The organism is Streptomyces sp. NBC_00984, from assembly GCF_045162475.1.
Taxonomy (GTDB): domain Bacteria; phylum Actinomycetota; class Actinomycetes; order Streptomycetales; family Streptomycetaceae; genus Streptomyces.
This window is the reverse complement of record NZ_CP108734.1, coordinates 3,375,972-3,391,762: the sequence shown is the minus strand read 5'-3', so window position 1 is coordinate 3,391,762 and position 15,791 is coordinate 3,375,972. Positions and strand designations below refer to the sequence as shown.

Here is a 15,791-nt window from a genome sequence, read left to right as displayed (position 1 = left end):
TGGGGCCCCGCAAGCACCGGCGTCAGAGGCCCAACTGATGCTTTGGGCCCGGGAATGGGTCCTGGGACCCTCCGGCGAGCGTGGTGCGTCGCCGTATGTTTCTCATGTCGCCAGCGGCACCGGCCAGGAGGAAGCCGGTACCGCAGGCGGCACCCAGGAAACGTGCGAGTCGGCCGGCTACCGGTCGGCCGAACCCGGAGGGGAACACCATGTCGGACATCACCCTGAAGACCGCCGTTCGCATCAACGGCTGGGCCAACACCGCCGTGAGCCGGATGCAGAAGCGCTACGAGAACATGGACCGCGGCCAGACGGCGTTCGAGTACCTGGGCATCATCCTGGTGGTCGTGGCGATCATCGGTGCGATCGTGGCCACGGGCATCGGCAGCGCGATCAGCGACAAGATCAAGAAGCTCGTGGACACTATCGCGACCAAGTAATGCGGCGTCGTACTCGTACCGATGCAGGGCAGGCCTTCCCCATCTACGTAGCGATGGTGGCGGGCCTGCTCTTCCTCGCGTTCGCATTCTTTGCCGTCGGCAAGGCCTCGGCCTTGCGCAATGGAGCCCAGGGGGCCGCGGACGCCGCAGCCCTGGCTGCCGCGCAGTCGACCCGCGAGCAGTTCGGGGCGCCGTTCTACGCTTCGCTGCCCGGGAAGATGCTGGACCCTTTTCTTAATGCCCACCCGATTCTCGGCTGCCCTGCGGCCTATGGGCTCGCCTCGGCGAATCGGGCAACCGTCACGGGCTGTTATCCGACGCTCGGTGGTCAACGGGACCGGATCAGGGTTGAGGTCAAGGGGCGTGATTCGGTGGACTCGCCGGTCGTTCGCGATACGGAGAACGTGGTGGGTAAGGCCAAGGCCACCGCTGTCATCGAGTTTCGCTGCCCCGACTGGGAGTCCGTGGACTTCAATGACGACGGCGTCCAGGACATGTACTTCTTCACCTGCAGGGGCGGCGAGATGCTCGAAATCGAGCCCGCCAGTCCGCCGCCCTGGTCCAAGGTGAGCAAGACTCTCTACGACGTGCACCTGGTCGACAACTGACGGCGAACGACGAGTAAAGGAACCAGAATCCATGAGCATTCGGTGCTCCACCAAGTCCCGAAGGGCAGTGGCTGCGGTCTCCCTGGCGGCCGCCCTGGCTCTGGCCGTCACGGGCTGCGGCACTGGCGGTGGTGGCGAGAAGACGAACGACGTCGGTTCGTCGCCGTCCTCCGAGCCGTCCAAGCCTTCGGACGGTGACAAGGCGGCCAAGAAGGAGGACACCGCTGCTGGGGACAACGTGGACCCGAATGTGAAGCTCGCCGAGATCAGGGGAAGCGGACTGACTCTCGTGATCAATCAGGTGAAGCGTGACTCCGGGGGATTCGTCACGGTTCAGGGCGAGATCAAGAACGCGAGCGACCGGACGCAGAACTCCAGTGCGTGGGCCGGCACGGAGAGCTCGGTTGCCAAGAACAACCCGAACTCCGTGGCCGGTGCGACGCTGGTGGACAAGGCGGGAAAGAAGCGCTACTACGTTCTCCGGGACACGGAGAGCCGTTGTCTCTGCACCACCAACATCCTCCCGGTGTCGCCGGGGGAGTCGACCCCGATCTTCATGCAGTTCCCGGCACCTCCGAGCACGACGACGGAGGTCGACTTCAACCTGCCGACGTTCGCGACGACCTCCTTGAAGATCTCAGGGTGACGGCCGACATGACCCAGACCCGAACCCGAACCCGACTGAAGCCCATCGGTGCTGCCGGACTCACCGTCGCGGCAGCCGTGGTCGTCGCGAGCACCACGCTGTTCGGGGTGGCCCCGGCGCTCGCCGACGACGGCCCGAGCGTGCCCCCGGGCACCGAGGCGACGTCGGTGCCCCCGGTCGAGCTCGACCCCAAGGACCCCGACCTGAAGATGCCCGAGGGGGGCACGCTCGCGCCGGCCAAGGTGCTCGACATCGTCCAGGTGATCGAGGACGAGGGCGGCGAGGAGCGTCGCGAGGACACCAACGCGGACATCAAGTTCGCGCTCCAGGCCGAGGTCCTCTTCGGCAAGGACAGCGCCAAGCTGAGTTCCGCCGCCCATTCCCGTATCGCTGCCATCGCAGCTGAGATCAAGAAGCAGAAGGCCGCCAAGGTGCGGGTCTTCGGCTTCACGGACAATCTCGGCTCCTCGGCACACGGAGACGTGTTGTCCAAGCAACGCGCCAATGCTGTGCAGTCGGTTCTGGTCAAGGACCTCGGATCGACCGTCACCTTCGAGATCCGCGGCTACGGCGAGCAGTACCCGATCGCCGACAACAGCTCGGAAGAAGGCCGCAAGAAGAACCGCCGCGTGGAGGTCTCCTTCCCGCGCGGCACGTCTTCCTGAGGAACCGCGCCACACCAGGGGCCCGGCACCGCGAGCGCATCGCGGTGCCGGGCCCTTTGCGCTTACAGCAGGTGGTCGGCCTTGCCGGCCTTGATGTCGCGGATCATCTGCTGGAGCGCTTCGCGGCTGTCGGTGAGGAAGTGCTCCTCCGCGCCGCTGACGGCGATGTAGCTGTTGCCCCGTTCATCGGTGCCTATCCGGTAGCAGGAGTTCCCTTCGCCGCAGAACGAGTCTTCCCAGTTGACGTCCGACATCGGTCATCCCCTCAGAGTTGGCGTGCGATGTTGTGGATGAAGGCCCGCGACTTGTCCGGTGACAGTGCGATGTCTTCCATCCAGTCCAAGTGAGCCCGGTATTTGGCCAGTTGAACGTCCGAGTGGACGAAGGCGGGCCCGTGAGAGTTGTCGATCTGCACGGTGTCGAGCTGAGGTACAGGCCCCTCTGCGTACAGGACGGTCTGTCCGGCACCGGGGAAGGCGCCCGCTTCGAACGGGATGACCAGCAAGGTGATGTTCGACTGCTCGGACTTCTTCAACAAGTGGTCCAGCTGGGCGCGTGCCACGGCACGACCGCCGAACTGCATTCGGAGTGCGGCCTCGTGGACGATGCCTGTGTACGGAGGCGGGGCGTTCCCGTCCAGGACCTCCTGCCGTTCCACGCGATGTGCCAGCCTCAGCGCTACCTCTCGCTCCGGTAGCTGCGGGATTACCACGCGGAAGAGGGACAGGGCGTGGTCCGAGGTCTGGAGGAGCCCGGGGATGTGCACGGAGTACGCAGCCCGCATGCGTACCGCGTGCATCTCCAATTCGGCGATGTCGAGCAGTCCCTGGGGAAGCGAACCTCGATATCTATCCCACCAGTTGCGTCCGCCTGACTGAGCCATCTCGACCAGCGCATCGACGTATCTCTCGTCGGTGCAGTCGCAGTTGCAGGTCAGAGTGCGCAGTCGATCGGGGCTGATGGGACGGGTGCCTGCCTCGATGTTCGAGATCTTGCCCCGGTCCACGCCGAGCAGGCCGGCCGCGAACTCGGCGGAGACGTCGGCCGATGTACGCATTCTCCGCAGCTCGGCGCCGAGCCGCTTCTGACGTTCGGTAGGAGACGTCCTTGCTGCCATGCCGTTCCTTTCCGCATGCGGTCACCGGCAGTCTGCCGCGTGTGCGTGTCACTCGGCCACGAAAGGGTTCATTCTCCAATGTGAGAGGGTAATTTTGCCCTTCAGACGCTACGTTAGGTCACGCACCGCTCACTCAGTGAAGACGAGCCGGAAGTGCATCACGCGGTCCTGCCCGCAACCTCCTGCCCTGGGAGGGGCGGTCCCGCGTCAGGGAGACAGGCCACTGCTCGTCCACAACACAACAACGTGAGCCACCCGTGCGCGCCCACGCGAAACGAGAGACACCGCCAACTCGCCGCCCGTATCAGGGGAGTCAGCCATGCACTCATCTCCGATCGCCGCACTCTGTCCGGCCGCCGCCGAGACACGTATGCCGGTCCCGTTCACGCACCCGTATCCGCATCCCACCCTGCGAACGCACTCGCAGTCGCACCCCCGGCCCTATCTGCGCCCCAAAGGCCACTCCGGGCGTGGGCTCGGGCTGAGTTTCACGTTGCCGGGTGACGTCCGCAGCGCGTTCATCGGGCGGACCGCGGTGGCCGCCGCGCTGGAGGCACACGGGCTCACCCCGTACGTCTGGCCAGCCACGCACGTCGTGGACGAGCTGGTCGCGGTCACCGCCAGAATGAGCCCGGGGAGGGAGCTCTACGTATCCCTGCGTCAACGGGAGGACGCGGTCCGTCTCCTCGTCTGGGACCAGCACCCGCACCATGCCGAACCGGACCTGGCCGCCCTCTGCGAGACGCGGCGTCGACGGGCACTCTGGCTGCTGTCGGCCGTGGTGGACGACTGGGGTGGGGAGTGGGGCGTCAGCGAGGCATCTTCGCCGCGTGCAGGCATCAAGTCCTGGGTGATGCTGCCGCGCTGACGGCCACGGGGTGGTCGAGGAGCGGACGGGAGGCCGTCCACCGATCCGGCGGCAGGGGTTCACCGGTATCGCCGTCGTCGACCGTGTGTGGCTGCGGGGCTTCTGTGTGACTGGCTCCGCCGTCGGAGCCGGGTTGTTCCTCTCGGTGGCGGTGGCGGTCGGCGGGGCACGCGCGTTGTACGCCTGCCGGCTCGCCCGCAGTGGCTGCTTCGGGGGCACCGGGCGAAGGCGGGCAGCCGCTGATCTATTTGCTGCAAAGCAGTGAAGGAGTCTCAGGGTGGATGAAATTTGGCCAATATTTTAGACACCCTCCCTTTGTTTGCTGACTAGTGGGCGCCGGAGGCGCGGCAGGCGTCGGATATGTCCCCTGTGGTTTGACATTCTCCTTTCCCGGTGCGAACAGATGGATTAGGGTGGGCGGGGCGCCGCTCGTGGCGCTCCATGGGGGAGGTGTATCTGCTTTGACCACGCAGGATGCCCTGGAAACGGGTATAGATCCGCACATCACTGCAAGAGTAGGCGTTGGTTCCGTGCCCGGTGATCCGGCGGCAGCACAGCTGTTGACTGGCCGCGAACGCGAACGCCAGGTTCTCGTGCTGATAGGAGGAGCTGCCGAAAGCCGGGCGACTGCCTGGCGACTCGGCGTTGTGGAGCGTACTGCAAAAGCTCATTTGAGCAGCATTATGGGGAAACTCGGCGTGTCTTCGCGACTGGAGGCAGCACTGTTCGCCTATGCCCACCACTAGCTGATCTGTCCTGCAGGGCAATGCCCTTTGGGTCACCTCCCCAAGGTTCAATAGCGGCAAATGTAAAGCGCGTCGGAGAGTCCATCTCGCCAGCCGGAAATTCCGGCCAAGGCATGGCGCTCGCTCACAACTCTTCGAATCACCGTGCCTCCTGGCGAGCAGGAGGAGTGCTGATGCGCAACATGATGCACACGGCCGCTGCTGCACTCACTGTGGTGATCGCGCTCGGTGCTGCGGCCCCGGCTGCATCGGCGGCGGACGCCAACCGTTCCACGGACGTGTCTTCCGCTTCAGTCGTGCGGGCAGTGCAAGTCGGCGTCGCACTGCCCGCCGGTGCGTCGAGTGTTGGCTCGTCGGCCGATGCCGGTTCGGCATCCCCTGGTACGCAGAGCGATGTCGGAGTGAAGCGCATTGGCGGCGCAGCCAAGAAGCTGGTCAACAAGATAGTCAAGAGCAAGTACGGAAAGGCTGCGATCAAGGCGGCGAAGAAAGGGTGTAAGGCCTTCAGGAAGTGGGTTGACAGCCTGTCCAACTGGAACCCGCTGAAGTGGGCCATCAAGGCTGCGCCTGCTTACGTGGTCGACGAGGTTATCTCGTACTTGATCAGCGACTTCTAGTAAATTCGTAAATGGATCGTGGAGGATTTTGTTGTCGGAACGTCAGGAAGTGATCGAGCGTAACCTGTGGGCCACACCGGCACTCTTTGTGTTTGTGGCATGGGTGCTGTTCAAGGCGGACACCAGTCCGCTGATGCAGAAAATCGCCTGGATCGTTTATTTGGCTGGCTGGATTCCAGTTCTAGGGATGCTTGGCCTGGTCGTCGCGCAGCGCAGAAATCCTGGGATCGGTGCGGTCTTCGGCTGCGGAATTCTCTTGATCATGGGTGTTGTGTTCTGGGCAAACCATGGCTAATGCCTTGGCCTTGGCGAAAATGGTCTCTGCTGTGCGGACGGACCGGGAACCGCTTGTGCAGGCAACGGAGCTACGATTGGTCAGTTGCGCATCCGCGTGCATGAACTCGGGGCCATGAGCTGAATCGAGCTGCGCGGTGCCGAGCTGGGGAACGACGCCGTGGGCATAGAGGAGTGCGCGCCCGGCTCCGGGGAAAGCGCCTCGGTCCACCGGAATCACCTGCACATCGACGTGCTCGCGTTCCGACATCTCGCACAGATGCAACAGCTGCTCGCGTGTGACGTCCCGGCCGTCGAACTGCGGTTGGCTGTGGCGGTCGGGCTGTTGCTGCTGATCGGCGGTTGGGCCTTGATCAGTACAGCGTTCAGCAAGGGGCAGGGCGCGCCGCGTGCCTCGCACTCCGGAGTGCCCACCTGCGACGGCAAGGACTATCTGGGCGCGGGGGCCGCCACGGTCGGGTCCGGGCTGTCGCGTCCGGTGCGTGGCGTTCTGGTGCTGCTCACCGCCACGGTCCCACTCGTGGTGGTGGCATTCCGAATCAGGCCGATGTTCGAACGTGTGGAGGAGGCATCACAGGGGAGGGTCGACACGATGCTGGGCGCATTGCGGAGCACGGCAGCGGTCAGTGCCAGGGGGCAGCCGATCCGTTGAGCGCGAGCTGGAACCCGCCGGTCGCCGCCAGCAGCACCACAGCAGCAGAGGCAGTCGACCACTTCGGACTCCTCCGCCAGGCCACCGCCCACAGACCCATCAGGGCGAGTGAAACCCAGCCGCCCAGGTAGATCCACCACGCCACATCCTTGCCGAAAGGCCAGTCGCCATTGTCCGCCTTGACGCACACCAGGACCGATAAGACGGCGAAGGGAATGGGAGAGCCCCACATGGCCTCATAGAACGTTTCGGTGGTACTCCTCTCCTCCGGTGTTGTGCGCTCGGGGCTTGACTGAGTCTGTTCCATCGCGGTGTGCCTGACCTTCCCGTGGTCTGCCGTGGCCCGTGCGTCGCCTCTTGTGCGGAGGGGGTGCGCCCACCACGACAGACGCCAGGCGTGGCATCAAGGTTGTTACCACACACAGGAGTTGACCGGGTAGTACGAAGCGCCCCGCTTCAGCGGACGACATCGACCATCCGGATCGTCTCGGATCGCGGCGGAGAAGCGGCCGGGGCCCCACCCCTGAGAGTCAGGGAGTGGGGCCCGTCGGTCACGTGGCCCGGTGCGCTCAGTCCCCGGAACGAGGAAGAGCGGCGAAGGACTCGGGGAGGGAGTCGGAGGGAGGGGCGGGGAGCCGTTCCGCCGAGAGTGATGCCTTGTTCGTGGCGGCCGGGGTCTTGCCGCAGAACTCCGCCTCGATCACATCGACGTAGAGCGATCCGACCAGCCAGTCACCGTTGACGTTGAACGTCAGCTGGTGCTTCCCGTCCTGCGTGCCGACCATCGCGGACAGGGAGCCGTTCGTGCGGCCGCTCTTGCCCACCACCTTCACGCCGCAGGACAGCTCCGCGAACTCGACCCCGAGTCCGTACCCGGCCCCATCGCCCGCCGGTACCTCGGCGAGCATTTCCTTCATCTGTGCGGCGGGCAGCAACTCACCACGCATCAGGGCGTGTTGGAATCGGTTGAGGTCGCCGGTGGTGGAGATGATGTCGCCGGACGCGCCCAGCCACGTCATGTTCTGTTCGGTGGCGTCGTGGATCTCGGCGTCGGGGGCGTCCTGGTGGAAGCGGGAGTAGCCGACGGGGTGCGGGTCCGGCAGCTGTGGTGCGGTGCCGGGGAACGACGTCCCGCGCAGCTTCAGCGGCCGGATGATGCGGCAGGCGGCCTCCTGTGCGTACGTATGGCCCGTCGCCTTCTCGATGACCATTCCGGCTATGACGAAGTTGGTGTTCGAGTACAACGGCGCCTTCTCCGGATCGGGCCGCGGTGGGTACTTCAGCGCGATGGTCACCAGTTCCTCGGGCGTGTGGGTGTCGTACCGGTGCTCCGGGAAGCCGGGGCCGGCGGCGTCGTGCACGAACTCGGGGTCCGAGGTGTGGTTGGCGATGCCGCTGGTGTGGTTGAGCAGTTGGCGCAGGGTGATCCTGCTTCCGTCGTACCCGTTGCCCCGCACCAGGCCGGGGAGCCATGTCTCGACCGAGTCGTCCAGGCTCAGCTTCCCCTCCGCCTCCAGCTGGAGCAGGACGGTCGCGATGAACGTCTTGGTGATGCTGGCCCCGCGGAAGTGGTCGCCGGGCGAACGCTCGCGGCCGGTGGCGGTGTCGGCGTGACCGGCCGCTCCGTACCAATTGTTCCTGCCGTCCAGTGTCTTGGCGGCGACTCCGGGTTGTCCGCCCTTCTCGACCACGTCCCGCAGTGCGGCCCGGGTCGTCTCGTGGCTCTGCGGTGGCTGTACAGCGTGTGCGGGCGGGGTGAACGCGGACGCTCCCATGGCCGCGGTCACCGCCAGAGCGAGTAAGGAGATACGTGTAGCCCGTTGCCTCATGCGTCTTGCCTCCAGGTCACCGAGGGGGCAGGTGCTGCCCCCTCGGTGCCAGTGACGCTCGACGCGGGTTCCGGGGTTGATCGTTGGGGCCCGCCGGGGTCACCGCTTGGGAGCCCTGGCCGTGACCAGCAGGCCGGCGAGCAGGCTCGCGAACAGTGTGAGGCCGACCGTCCACCAGAGGGCGACGGAGTACCCGCCCACGACTGCCTTGTTGACCTGCTCCAGACTGCCGGAGAAAGATTCCGGCAGGCTGTGCCTGCTGAGCGGGATACCGGCCTTGGCCGCATTGACCAGCGGAGCGGGAATGTCCGGCGCATCGGACAGTCGCGCGGAGATCGCCGAGGCGAGGACGGTGCCGAACACGGGCCAGGCGGCCCAGCCGCCCAGATTCTGGGCTGCGAGGACCATCGCCGAGGTCCCGCCGGAGTCCTGCGGGACGATTCCGCCGGTCGCGGTGGTGAAGAGCGGCGTGAAGGCCAGGCCGGCACCGAAGCCGATGAGCAGCGTGCCCGGCAGTACCTGGGCGGTGTACGCGCTGTCGGCATCGATCCCGGTCAGGATCGCCAGGCCGACCGCCGTCAGCAGCAGGCCCGGCACGATCAGATTGCGGGGCGCCAGCCGGTGGCACAGACGCCCGGAGACCTGGGTGGAGGCGATGACGGCCGCGGCGGCCATGGGCAGCAGGGCCGCACTGCTCCTGGCCAGGGGGTAGTCGAGGACGCCCTGGAGGTACCTGGTCAGGATCAGGAACGTGACGAGCAGGCCCAGGCCGAGGAAGGCCAGAGTGAGGAGGGAGCCCACCCGGTTACGGTCCCTGAGGACATGCGCCGGGACGAGCGGGCTGGGTGAACTGTTCTGCCGCCACGCGAAGGCCACCAGCAGGAGGGCGCCGCCCACTAGGAGGATCAGGGTCAGAGGGGTGGTCCAGCCCGCCGTACCGGCCGTGCCGCCGTCGTAGACCACCTCGGCCCTGTCGAAGCCGAAGGCGAGTGCGGTGAGCCCGCCGGTGCCGAACAGCAGACCCGGTACGTCGGGGCGGGCAGGGGTGCGGACCGGGTGCGGGTCGTGCACCAGGGGGGCCGCGCAGATCGCGAGGAGCAGAGCGAGCGCGGCAGCGGCGTACATGCACAGGCGCCAGCTCAGGCTGTCGACCATCCATGTGCTCGCGAACATGCCGAACGCCAGGCCACCGCCGGCGACCGCGGCGTAGATCCCGAAGGCCCTGCCGCGCTCCTTCGGATCGCTGAAGCCGGCGGACACCAGGGCCAGCGCGGACGACGAGAGCAGTGCGGCGGACATGCCCTGCAAGGTGCTGGCGAGGATGAGCAGGCCGGCAGAGGGGGCCAGGCCCGCGATCACGAAGGCCGCCGCGAAACCGGCCGAACCGATGATGAACACCCGTTTGCGGCCCGCGAGATCGCAGAGGTGCCCGCCGAGCAGCAGCAGCACGCCGAAGGCCAGCATGTAGGCGGTGGAGAACAGGCGCAGGTCGTCGGAGGAGGCGCCCAGGTCGGTGTAGATGGCCGGCAGCGCGGTGTTCGTGATCGACGTACCGATCAGCACCAGCAGTTGCGCCAGCGCGGCCATCCCCAGCCCCCACCACCGCATGGGGTGCGGAGCCTGGGCGCCGGCCGGGAACGACGGCACCGGCGGGCCCGGGGGCGGTCCGAACCCCGCGGACGGGTGGCGGTCCGCCGGTGTCGTCGGGGTGTACGCGGGCTGCGGCGGGAGCGGCCGGGGCCGGTCGGCGGGCTGCGGCTGGGCCGGGACGCGCGGATCCGGCCGCGTGGTCCTGGTCTCCGGGGCGAAGTCGAGCAACTGGGCCGCGTGGCGCCCGAGTTGGGCGAGCACCGACCCGGGCAGCCACTCGCCGTCCGGGTCGGCGGCCGTGCGCGCGGCCACGTCGGCGGGCGTGGGCCGCTGCGCCGGGTCCTTGTGCAGACATGCGCGTACGAGGTCGACGAGCGACTCCGGCACGCCGGTCAGGTCCGCTTCCTCCTCCGCGATCCGGAAGAGGTGCGCGTTCAATCCGGTCTCCGTGGCGCCGAAGAGGAGGCGGCCGGTGGCGGCGTGGACGAGGACCGCGCCCAGGCAGAACACATCGCTGGCCGGGGTGAGTTCGAGTCCGCGCACCTGCTCGGGCGACATGAAGCCGGGGGAGCCGATCAGCATCCCGGTGCGGGTGTGCAGGCTGTCTCCGGCGAGGCTGTCCATGGCCCGCGCGATACCGAAGTCGATGACGCGCGGCCCGTCCACCGTCACCAGCACGTTGGACGGTTTCAGGTCGCGGTGGATCAGGCCCGCGCCGTGCACCGATTGCAGGGCCGCGGCCAGGCGGTTGGCGAGGGTGCGGACCGAGTGCTCGGGGAGCGGTCCGAAGTCCTTGGAGACCACGGTGGTGAGATCGGGCCCGGGGATGTACTGGGTCGCCACCCACGGCACCTCTGCCTCGGTGTCGGCGTCGAGCACGGCCGCCGTCCACGTCCCGCCCACCCGCCGGGCGGCCGCCACCTCACGAGCGAACCGCTTGCGGAATTCGGGGTGCTGGGCGTGTTCGGCCTGCACCACCTTCACGGCCACGGTCCGTCCGGCTTCCGAACGGCCGAGGTACACCAGGCCCATGCCGCCCGCACCCAGACGGGCTATCAGGCGGTACGGGCCGATGTGTATGGGATCTTCGGCGATCAACTGGTCCACGGCAATAAGATAGTTGAGGTATCCAACATGTGGTGCCGAGTCGCGGTGAACGATCGGTGTTTGTGTCCGCGGGGTCGCACACCTGGCGGACGTGTCGGTAGCTCTTGCCCCCTCCGGGGCGCCGAGGGGCAGGCGCCGCCCTCCAGGGCGATGGCCTCGCGCGGTGCGATCGTCCGTCCGTCCGGCCCCACCGCGGCGGGCCGGGCGGAGGAGGGCGTGGAGTCGCTGCGCGCCGTCTGCACGGACCTGCACCGGGACCGGCCGGACGGCCTGCGCTACGACACCCTCCGGCTCGACGGCGGTGCCGACTCCCTGGCCCTGGTCGAGTCCGAGGGCGGCCCGGTGGCGGCTTCCCACCACCGACAGGCCTCGTTCCAGCGCTACCGCGCCGCCCTGAGCGAGATCTGCACGGAGCCGCCCGCCGTCATCCACCTGGACGAAGTCGGCTCCTGCCGGCCCGAGTAACCGGGGGTGCCCGGAGGTCGGGGCGAGTGTCGGAGCGTTGCGATTTTCGCAACACGGTCGTAGGCTCGCCATATGACCGAAATTGTGATCGATCGTGTGCGCAGAGTCATGGAAGTCGCCTCGGTCAGCCAGACGGCGTTCGCCGAGGCGATAGGGGTGACCCCTGACAAACTCTCGAAGTCCCTCGGCGGTATCCGGCGGTTCACGTCTCTCGACCTCGCCCGGATCGCGGAGTTCGGCAGTACCACGGTCGACTGGCTGCTGACCGGGCGTGAGCCTCTTCGTCCGTCCTTCGCGGCCCGCACCAGCAGTGGGGCGGTCGGCGGTCAGGCCCGAGACGAGCTGAAAGGCCTTGTGGAGCGGTTCACGGCGGCGCACGAGGTGTTGTCGTTGCTGGGTCGTTCGCCCGGACTGCCGGATCTTCCGGCAGTCCGGACCGAACTGCCCCGTTTCGTGGATCAGGGCGTGGCACTTGCCGACGATGCCGCGGCCCGGCTCGCGGCCGCCGGTTCACCGCCGGTCTGCGATATGGAGACCGCCGAGCTTCTCCCTGCCTTCGAGGCTGCTTTCGGCGTCGACGTGGCGAAGGTCGACCTGTCTCAGGGAATCGACGGGGCGGCATGGCAGGCGGAGGGATTCCGTCTCATCATGATCGGCCGGACGAAGGTGCCCACGCGCCAGCGCTTCACACTCGCTCACGAGCTCGGCCACATTCTGGCTGCGGACGCGCAGGATCTCGTCGCCGAGACCCACTTGTCGCCCGGACACCAGAAGGACATGACCGAGATCCGGGCCAATGTGTTCGCGGCGAATCTGTTGATGGCCCGCGGCGAGATCACCGCTGCGGTGCGGGATCGCGGTCTCACGGACGAGGAGCTCAGGTCGCTCGTGGTGCGCTTCAAGGTGTCACCGAGTGCTCTTGCCGCCAGGCTCTCGCAACTGGGATTCATCGACTCCGGCGCGAGCGCCAAGCTGCGCGGTATCTCGACAGAGACCTGTCACCTTCTCACCGGCCAGAGTGATCGGTACGCGGCGGAAGTCGCGTGGTCGCAAGCCATGCGACTCCCGTTCCGCCCGGCCGAGTTGCTGTACGAGGGATACCTCGCCGGAGAGACCACACTGCGGCCGTTGGCTGCGTACACGGGCTGGGACACCGACAAGCTTCGGGCGGAGCTCGAGCCCGAGCGCGAGCCCGGACCTGGACCCGCGCTCGTCGTTGAGACGGAAGAGGGGGACCTGGTCTTTCAGCCATGACGCGGAACTGCTGGTTTCCCGACAACACCGTTCTGTGCAACTTCGCAGCAGTCGACCGACTGGCGCTGCTGGAGAAAGTCCTCGACGGCCGCGGCCGCTGGACTCAAGCCGTAGCAGCCGAGGCCGAGCAGTCGACCCGGTACTGGCCCAAGCTGCGCCAGGTGGCCGATGACGGTTGGCTCGGCGAGCCCATCGAGATCGATGACCCGGCCGAAACCGCGTTGGTGGACCGATTACGCCGAGTGGTCTTCGCTGGATCTCCGTCTCGACCTCTCCAGCACCTTGGAGAAGCCGAGACCCTGGTCGTCATCGAGCGGCGTGCTGAGCTCTCGACTTCCGTATGGATCACGGATGACGGAGAAGCCGGTCACTACGCGCGGCGAAAAGGCATCAGAGTCAAGGACACGGTCGACCTCATGCGTGAGGCAGTTGTGGACAACTTGATCATGGCCCGCGAAGGGCACCGACTGCTGATTGCCATGATGGACGCCGACCGCCATCTACGGGGAGTGCCGCAGAGAGCGGAAGACCTTCTGCTGTGAGTGGGCAGCCCGGGTATTGCCTGTCGCCTCCCGATGGACATGCGCCCCGCCCGGCCCGGACGCCGCCCTCAGCCCTCCTGCGGTCCAGCTTCCACATAGCGGTGCAGGTCCGCCGCGTCGATCTCGTCGAGGCTGTCGGCGAAGATCCGTCGCGGCGAGGGCGGTACGGGGAGCAGGGAGGGCACCACGAGGAGCGCGCAGCCCGCCGCCTCGGCCGAGGCGGCGCCGTCCGGTGAGTCCTCGACGGCGACACACGCCGCCGGGGGCACCCCGAAACGCTCCGCCGCGGCCCGGTAGGGGTCCGGGTGGGGCTTGGTTCGTACGGTGTCGTCGGCCGAGAGGGTGAACGCGAACGGCACATGCGCCAGCGCTCCCCGGGCCACCGAGTCGACCACCGTTCTCGGGGAGGCGCTCACCAGCGCGAAGGGGACGCCCTGGTCCGCCAGCTGCGACAACAGCCGCTGGGCGCCGGGGCGCAGGGGCGCGCCCTCGTCGACCCGGCGGAAGAACTCGTCACCGAGCTCCGCCACGCGTTCCGTGTCGTTCCGGCCCGTGATCCGGGCGTGATCGCGCGGGGAGCTCTGGGCGAAGAGGCGGTCCGCCCGCCCGGCCGCAGGACACGTCGTTTCGGCACCTCGTCCGACATGCCGACGACCGGCACCTCGCGTAGCGTGACAGCCGACTACGCAAGGTGGTCGAGCGCGTCGGGCGGGAGGCGGGACATGAAGCTCGGTCTGCACTACTGGAACTACTCGACACCGGCCGACCCCGCGCTCATCGCGCCCACGCTCGCGGAGTCGGTGCGGATCGCCGAGCAGGCGGAGATCGCGTCCTTCACCGTGATGGACCACTACTTCCAGATGGAGACCGGGCAGAGCGTCGCCGACGACCCGATGCTGGAGGGGTACACCACGCTCGGCTATGTCGCCGCGGTGAGCCAGCGGATGACGCTCGGCCTGATGGTCACGGGCGTGATGTACCGGCACCCCGGACTTCTGGCGAAGATCGTCACCAGCCTCGATGTGCTCTCGGGCGGCAGGGCCAGGCTGGGCATCGGCGCCTCCTGGTACGAGCGGGAGCAGTACGGGCTCGGAGTGCCGGTGGTCCCGGTCGCCGAGCGGTTCGAACGGCTGGAGGAGACGATCCGGATCTGCCTCCAGATGTGGAGCGACGACAACGGACCGTTCCGGGGCAGGCACTACCAACTGGCCGAGACGCTGTGCGTGCCCGAGCCGATCGGCGGGCACCCGCCGATCATGATCGGCGGCGGGGGCGAGCAGAAGACCCTGCTCCTGGTCGCCCGCTACGGGGATGCCTGCAACCTCTTCGCCACCGACCAGGAGGAAGTGGCCCACAAGCTCGACGTGCTGCGCGCGCACTGTGACGCGGAGGACCGTGACTACGACGCCATCACCAAGACCGTGATGTACAACGGCCCGGTGCTGGACAAGCCGGCCGCGTTCCTCGCCGACGCCGAGGCGTACGCGGGCCTGGGTATCAGCGAGATCCAGCTGCTGCCCGACCGGCACCCGGTCAGCTTCACCCACCAGGTCGCCGAGCGCATCGCACCCGCCGTCGCCGCGATCGGATAGCCGACGGGTGCGCTGCGCGCCGCACGGTCCTACGCGCCTGCACGCCTACGCGCCTGCACGCGCGCCTGCACGCACGCCTGCGCGTTTGCAGGCCTACACGCCGGTGGTGCCGTCGACGATCTCCCGGATCAGGTCGAGGTGGCCGTTGTGCCGGGCGGTCTCCTCGATCAGGTGGAGGACGATCCAGCGCAGGTCGGGGTGCGTACCGTTGCCGCGCGGGCGCTCGGCCGAGGTGTCCAGGTCGTGGTTGGCGACCAACTCGCGGTAGCGGGAGGTCCGTTCCTCGTACAGCGACAGCACGTCGGCGAGCGGCATGTCCACCGCGATGCGCATCTCGCGGTCGGGGTCCTCGTCCGTCCACGGCCCCTCGTCCTCACCGCCGAGGAACACCACCTCGAACCAGTGGTACTCGACCCAGCTGAGGTGGTTGATCAGCCCGGCGATCGTCATCAGGGGGGAGCCGGGCAGCGGGGCCCGGCGGGCATCGTCCGGCGAGATGCCCTCGCACTTCGCGCGTGCGGTGTCGCGGACGTAGTCGAGGAAGGTGGCCAGCTGGGTGCGCTCGTCCCATGCGGGAGGCGAATCGGTGCGTGTCATCGGCGTACACGATCCGCGTCGGACCGCCTCCTGTCCATCGCATTGTCCAATGGGGCCCGCCCCTGGGTCCCTGGGCCCACGCCCCGGCGATCGGGCCTCATTAGGCTCGTGCACGACCAACTGCGAGCCATCTGACCTGCGCCCGGCACGGGCGCTGGCCCG

At 67.6% G+C, this 15,791-nt stretch carries 21 protein-coding genes; 13 read left to right on the top strand and 8 right to left on the bottom strand.

Annotation, left to right across the window (positions count from 1 at the left end; all coding sequences use genetic code 11):
* Nucleotides 1–209 precede the first annotated feature (209 nt).
* From OG520_RS14640 to OG520_RS14625, 4 genes are read left to right on the top strand one after another with little or no spacing between them, the layout of a single operon-like run.
* Nucleotides 210–440: a hypothetical protein gene (locus OG520_RS14640; RefSeq protein ID WP_406013462.1), complete on the top strand. Its 231-nt coding sequence runs from the start codon at nucleotides 210–212 to the stop codon at nucleotides 438–440.
* Nucleotides 440–1,048 carry a pilus assembly protein TadG-related protein gene (locus OG520_RS14635; protein ID WP_406013461.1) on the top strand — a complete coding sequence of 203 codons (609 nt, stop codon included), beginning with the start codon at nucleotides 440–442 and terminating at the stop codon, nucleotides 1,046–1,048. The genes OG520_RS14640 and OG520_RS14635 overlap by 1 nt, the downstream gene beginning before the upstream one ends.
* Nucleotides 1,049–1,079: 31 nt before the next feature.
* Nucleotides 1,080–1,694, top strand: a complete 615-nt coding sequence (locus OG520_RS14630; RefSeq protein WP_406013460.1) for a hypothetical protein — start codon at nucleotides 1,080–1,082, stop codon at nucleotides 1,692–1,694.
* Between the two features lie 8 nt (nucleotides 1,695–1,702).
* The gene (locus OG520_RS14625; RefSeq protein WP_406013459.1) at nucleotides 1,703–2,359 is read left to right on the top strand and encodes an OmpA family protein; all 657 of its coding nucleotides are present in this window, start codon (nucleotides 1,703–1,705) and stop codon (nucleotides 2,357–2,359) included.
* Between the two features lie 62 nt (nucleotides 2,360–2,421).
* Here the strand turns inward: OG520_RS14625 and OG520_RS14620 are convergent, their stop codons facing one another.
* A complete protein-coding gene (locus OG520_RS14620) occupies nucleotides 2,422–2,613 on the bottom strand; it encodes a hypothetical protein (RefSeq protein WP_266414961.1) in 192 nt (63 codons plus the stop codon).
* 11 nt (nucleotides 2,614–2,624) lie between these two features.
* Nucleotides 2,625–3,476 carry a helix-turn-helix domain-containing protein gene (locus OG520_RS14615; RefSeq protein WP_406013458.1) on the bottom strand — a complete coding sequence of 284 codons (852 nt, stop codon included), beginning with the start codon at nucleotides 3,474–3,476 and terminating at the stop codon, nucleotides 2,625–2,627.
* A 319-nt stretch (nucleotides 3,477–3,795) separates the two neighbouring features.
* Here OG520_RS14615 and OG520_RS14610 point away from each other — a divergent pair, with 319 nt between their 5' ends.
* The 4 genes from OG520_RS14610 to OG520_RS14595 all read left to right on the top strand — a co-directional run bounded on the left by OG520_RS14610 (nucleotide 3,796) and on the right by OG520_RS14595 (nucleotide 6,002).
* On the top strand, nucleotides 3,796–4,344 hold the full coding sequence (locus OG520_RS14610; RefSeq protein WP_406013457.1) for an ATP-binding protein: 549 nt from the start codon (nucleotides 3,796–3,798) through the stop codon (nucleotides 4,342–4,344).
* A gap of 461 nt (nucleotides 4,345–4,805) precedes the next feature.
* Nucleotides 4,806–5,090 carry a response regulator transcription factor gene (locus OG520_RS14605; protein ID WP_406013456.1) on the top strand — a complete coding sequence of 95 codons (285 nt, stop codon included), beginning with the start codon at nucleotides 4,806–4,808 and terminating at the stop codon, nucleotides 5,088–5,090.
* Between the two features lie 173 nt (nucleotides 5,091–5,263).
* Complete coding sequence (locus OG520_RS14600) at nucleotides 5,264–5,707, top strand: hypothetical protein (RefSeq protein WP_406013455.1); 444 nt, start codon at nucleotides 5,264–5,266, stop codon at nucleotides 5,705–5,707.
* Nucleotides 5,708–5,756: 49 nt separating this feature from the next.
* Nucleotides 5,757–6,002, top strand: coding sequence for a hypothetical protein (locus OG520_RS14595; protein ID WP_406016681.1), 246 nt, complete (start codon nucleotides 5,757–5,759; stop codon nucleotides 6,000–6,002).
* Here OG520_RS14595 and OG520_RS14590 read toward each other — a convergent pair.
* Entirely contained in the window at nucleotides 5,889–6,251 is a 363-nt protein-coding gene (locus OG520_RS14590; protein ID WP_406013454.1) for a hypothetical protein, read from the bottom strand. The genes OG520_RS14595 and OG520_RS14590 overlap by 114 nt on opposite strands.
* Between OG520_RS14590 and OG520_RS14585 the strand changes: the two genes are divergently transcribed.
* Entirely contained in the window at nucleotides 6,162–6,653 is a 492-nt protein-coding gene (locus OG520_RS14585; RefSeq protein WP_406016680.1) for a hypothetical protein, read from the top strand. The genes OG520_RS14590 and OG520_RS14585 overlap by 90 nt on opposite strands.
* On the opposite strand, the gene OG520_RS14580 is transcribed toward OG520_RS14585, so the two are convergent.
* The 3 genes from OG520_RS14580 to OG520_RS14570 all read right to left on the bottom strand — a co-directional run bounded on the left by OG520_RS14580 (nucleotide 6,625) and on the right by OG520_RS14570 (nucleotide 11,179).
* Nucleotides 6,625–6,960 (bottom strand): hypothetical protein, encoded by a 336-nt coding sequence (locus OG520_RS14580; RefSeq protein ID WP_406013453.1) that lies wholly within the window; start codon nucleotides 6,958–6,960, stop codon nucleotides 6,625–6,627. The genes OG520_RS14585 and OG520_RS14580 overlap by 29 nt on opposite strands.
* A 262-nt stretch (nucleotides 6,961–7,222) precedes the next feature.
* On the bottom strand, nucleotides 7,223–8,482 hold the full coding sequence (locus OG520_RS14575; RefSeq protein ID WP_406013452.1) for a serine hydrolase domain-containing protein: 1,260 nt from the start codon (nucleotides 8,480–8,482) through the stop codon (nucleotides 7,223–7,225).
* 99 nt (nucleotides 8,483–8,581) lie between these two features.
* Nucleotides 8,582–11,179: an MDR family MFS transporter gene (locus OG520_RS14570; RefSeq protein WP_406013451.1), complete on the bottom strand. Its 2,598-nt coding sequence runs from the start codon at nucleotides 11,177–11,179 to the stop codon at nucleotides 8,582–8,584.
* Between the two features lie 150 nt (nucleotides 11,180–11,329).
* Between OG520_RS14570 and OG520_RS14565 the strand changes: the two genes are divergently transcribed.
* From OG520_RS14565 to OG520_RS14555, 3 genes are all read left to right on the top strand, one after another.
* Nucleotides 11,330–11,644: a hypothetical protein gene (locus OG520_RS14565; protein ID WP_406013450.1), complete on the top strand. Its 315-nt coding sequence runs from the start codon at nucleotides 11,330–11,332 to the stop codon at nucleotides 11,642–11,644.
* Nucleotides 11,645–11,716: 72 nt separating this feature from the next.
* A complete protein-coding gene (locus OG520_RS14560; RefSeq protein ID WP_406013449.1) occupies nucleotides 11,717–12,898 on the top strand; it encodes a helix-turn-helix domain-containing protein in 1,182 nt (393 codons plus the stop codon).
* Nucleotides 12,895–13,440: a hypothetical protein gene (locus OG520_RS14555; protein WP_406013448.1), complete on the top strand. Its 546-nt coding sequence runs from the start codon at nucleotides 12,895–12,897 to the stop codon at nucleotides 13,438–13,440. Before OG520_RS14560 ends, OG520_RS14555 begins: the two co-directional genes overlap by 4 nt.
* A 68-nt stretch (nucleotides 13,441–13,508) precedes the next feature.
* Here the strand turns inward: OG520_RS14555 and OG520_RS14550 are convergent, their stop codons facing one another.
* A complete protein-coding gene (locus tag OG520_RS14550) occupies nucleotides 13,509–13,970 on the bottom strand; it encodes an HAD family hydrolase (protein ID WP_406013447.1) in 462 nt (153 codons plus the stop codon).
* Nucleotides 13,971–14,162: 192 nt separating this feature from the next.
* Between OG520_RS14550 and OG520_RS14545 the strand changes: the two genes are divergently transcribed.
* The gene (locus tag OG520_RS14545; protein WP_406013446.1) at nucleotides 14,163–15,032 is read left to right on the top strand and encodes an LLM class F420-dependent oxidoreductase; all 870 of its coding nucleotides are present in this window, start codon (nucleotides 14,163–14,165) and stop codon (nucleotides 15,030–15,032) included.
* A gap of 93 nt (nucleotides 15,033–15,125) precedes the next feature.
* Here OG520_RS14545 and OG520_RS14540 read toward each other — a convergent pair whose 3' ends face one another.
* Nucleotides 15,126–15,629: a DinB family protein gene (locus OG520_RS14540; RefSeq protein WP_266414935.1), complete on the bottom strand. Its 504-nt coding sequence runs from the start codon at nucleotides 15,627–15,629 to the stop codon at nucleotides 15,126–15,128.
* Nucleotides 15,630–15,791: the final 162 nt, after the last annotated feature.

What these genes read in the sequence shown, in the direction of transcription:
- OG520_RS14640 (WP_406013462.1), top strand. Translation starts at nt 210, where the DNA reads ATGTCGGACATCACCCTGAAGACCGCCGTTCGCATCAACGGCTGGGCC.
- OG520_RS14635 (WP_406013461.1), top strand. Translation starts at nt 440, where the DNA reads ATGCGGCGTCGTACTCGTACCGATGCAGGGCAGGCCTTCCCCATCTAC.
- OG520_RS14630 (WP_406013460.1), top strand. Translation starts at nt 1,080, where the DNA reads ATGAGCATTCGGTGCTCCACCAAGTCCCGAAGGGCAGTGGCTGCGGTC.
- OG520_RS14625 (WP_406013459.1), top strand. Translation starts at nt 1,703, where the DNA reads ATGACCCAGACCCGAACCCGAACCCGACTGAAGCCCATCGGTGCTGCC.
- OG520_RS14620 (WP_266414961.1), bottom strand. Translation starts at nt 2,613, where the DNA reads ATGTCGGACGTCAACTGGGAAGACTCGTTCTGCGGCGAAGGGAACTCC.
- OG520_RS14615 (WP_406013458.1), bottom strand. Translation starts at nt 3,476, where the DNA reads ATGGCAGCAAGGACGTCTCCTACCGAACGTCAGAAGCGGCTCGGCGCC.
- OG520_RS14610 (WP_406013457.1), top strand. Translation starts at nt 3,796, where the DNA reads ATGCACTCATCTCCGATCGCCGCACTCTGTCCGGCCGCCGCCGAGACA.
- OG520_RS14600 (WP_406013455.1), top strand. Translation starts at nt 5,264, where the DNA reads ATGCGCAACATGATGCACACGGCCGCTGCTGCACTCACTGTGGTGATC.
- OG520_RS14590 (WP_406013454.1), bottom strand. Translation starts at nt 6,251, where the DNA reads ATGTCGGAACGCGAGCACGTCGATGTGCAGGTGATTCCGGTGGACCGA.
- OG520_RS14580 (WP_406013453.1), bottom strand. Translation starts at nt 6,960, where the DNA reads ATGGAACAGACTCAGTCAAGCCCCGAGCGCACAACACCGGAGGAGAGG.
- OG520_RS14575 (WP_406013452.1), bottom strand. Translation starts at nt 8,482, where the DNA reads ATGAGGCAACGGGCTACACGTATCTCCTTACTCGCTCTGGCGGTGACC.
- OG520_RS14565 (WP_406013450.1), top strand. Translation starts at nt 11,330, where the DNA reads ATGGCCTCGCGCGGTGCGATCGTCCGTCCGTCCGGCCCCACCGCGGCG.
- OG520_RS14560 (WP_406013449.1), top strand. Translation starts at nt 11,717, where the DNA reads ATGACCGAAATTGTGATCGATCGTGTGCGCAGAGTCATGGAAGTCGCC.
- OG520_RS14555 (WP_406013448.1), top strand. Translation starts at nt 12,895, where the DNA reads ATGACGCGGAACTGCTGGTTTCCCGACAACACCGTTCTGTGCAACTTC.
- OG520_RS14545 (WP_406013446.1), top strand. Translation starts at nt 14,163, where the DNA reads ATGAAGCTCGGTCTGCACTACTGGAACTACTCGACACCGGCCGACCCC.
- OG520_RS14540 (WP_266414935.1), bottom strand. Translation starts at nt 15,629, where the DNA reads ATGACACGCACCGATTCGCCTCCCGCATGGGACGAGCGCACCCAGCTG.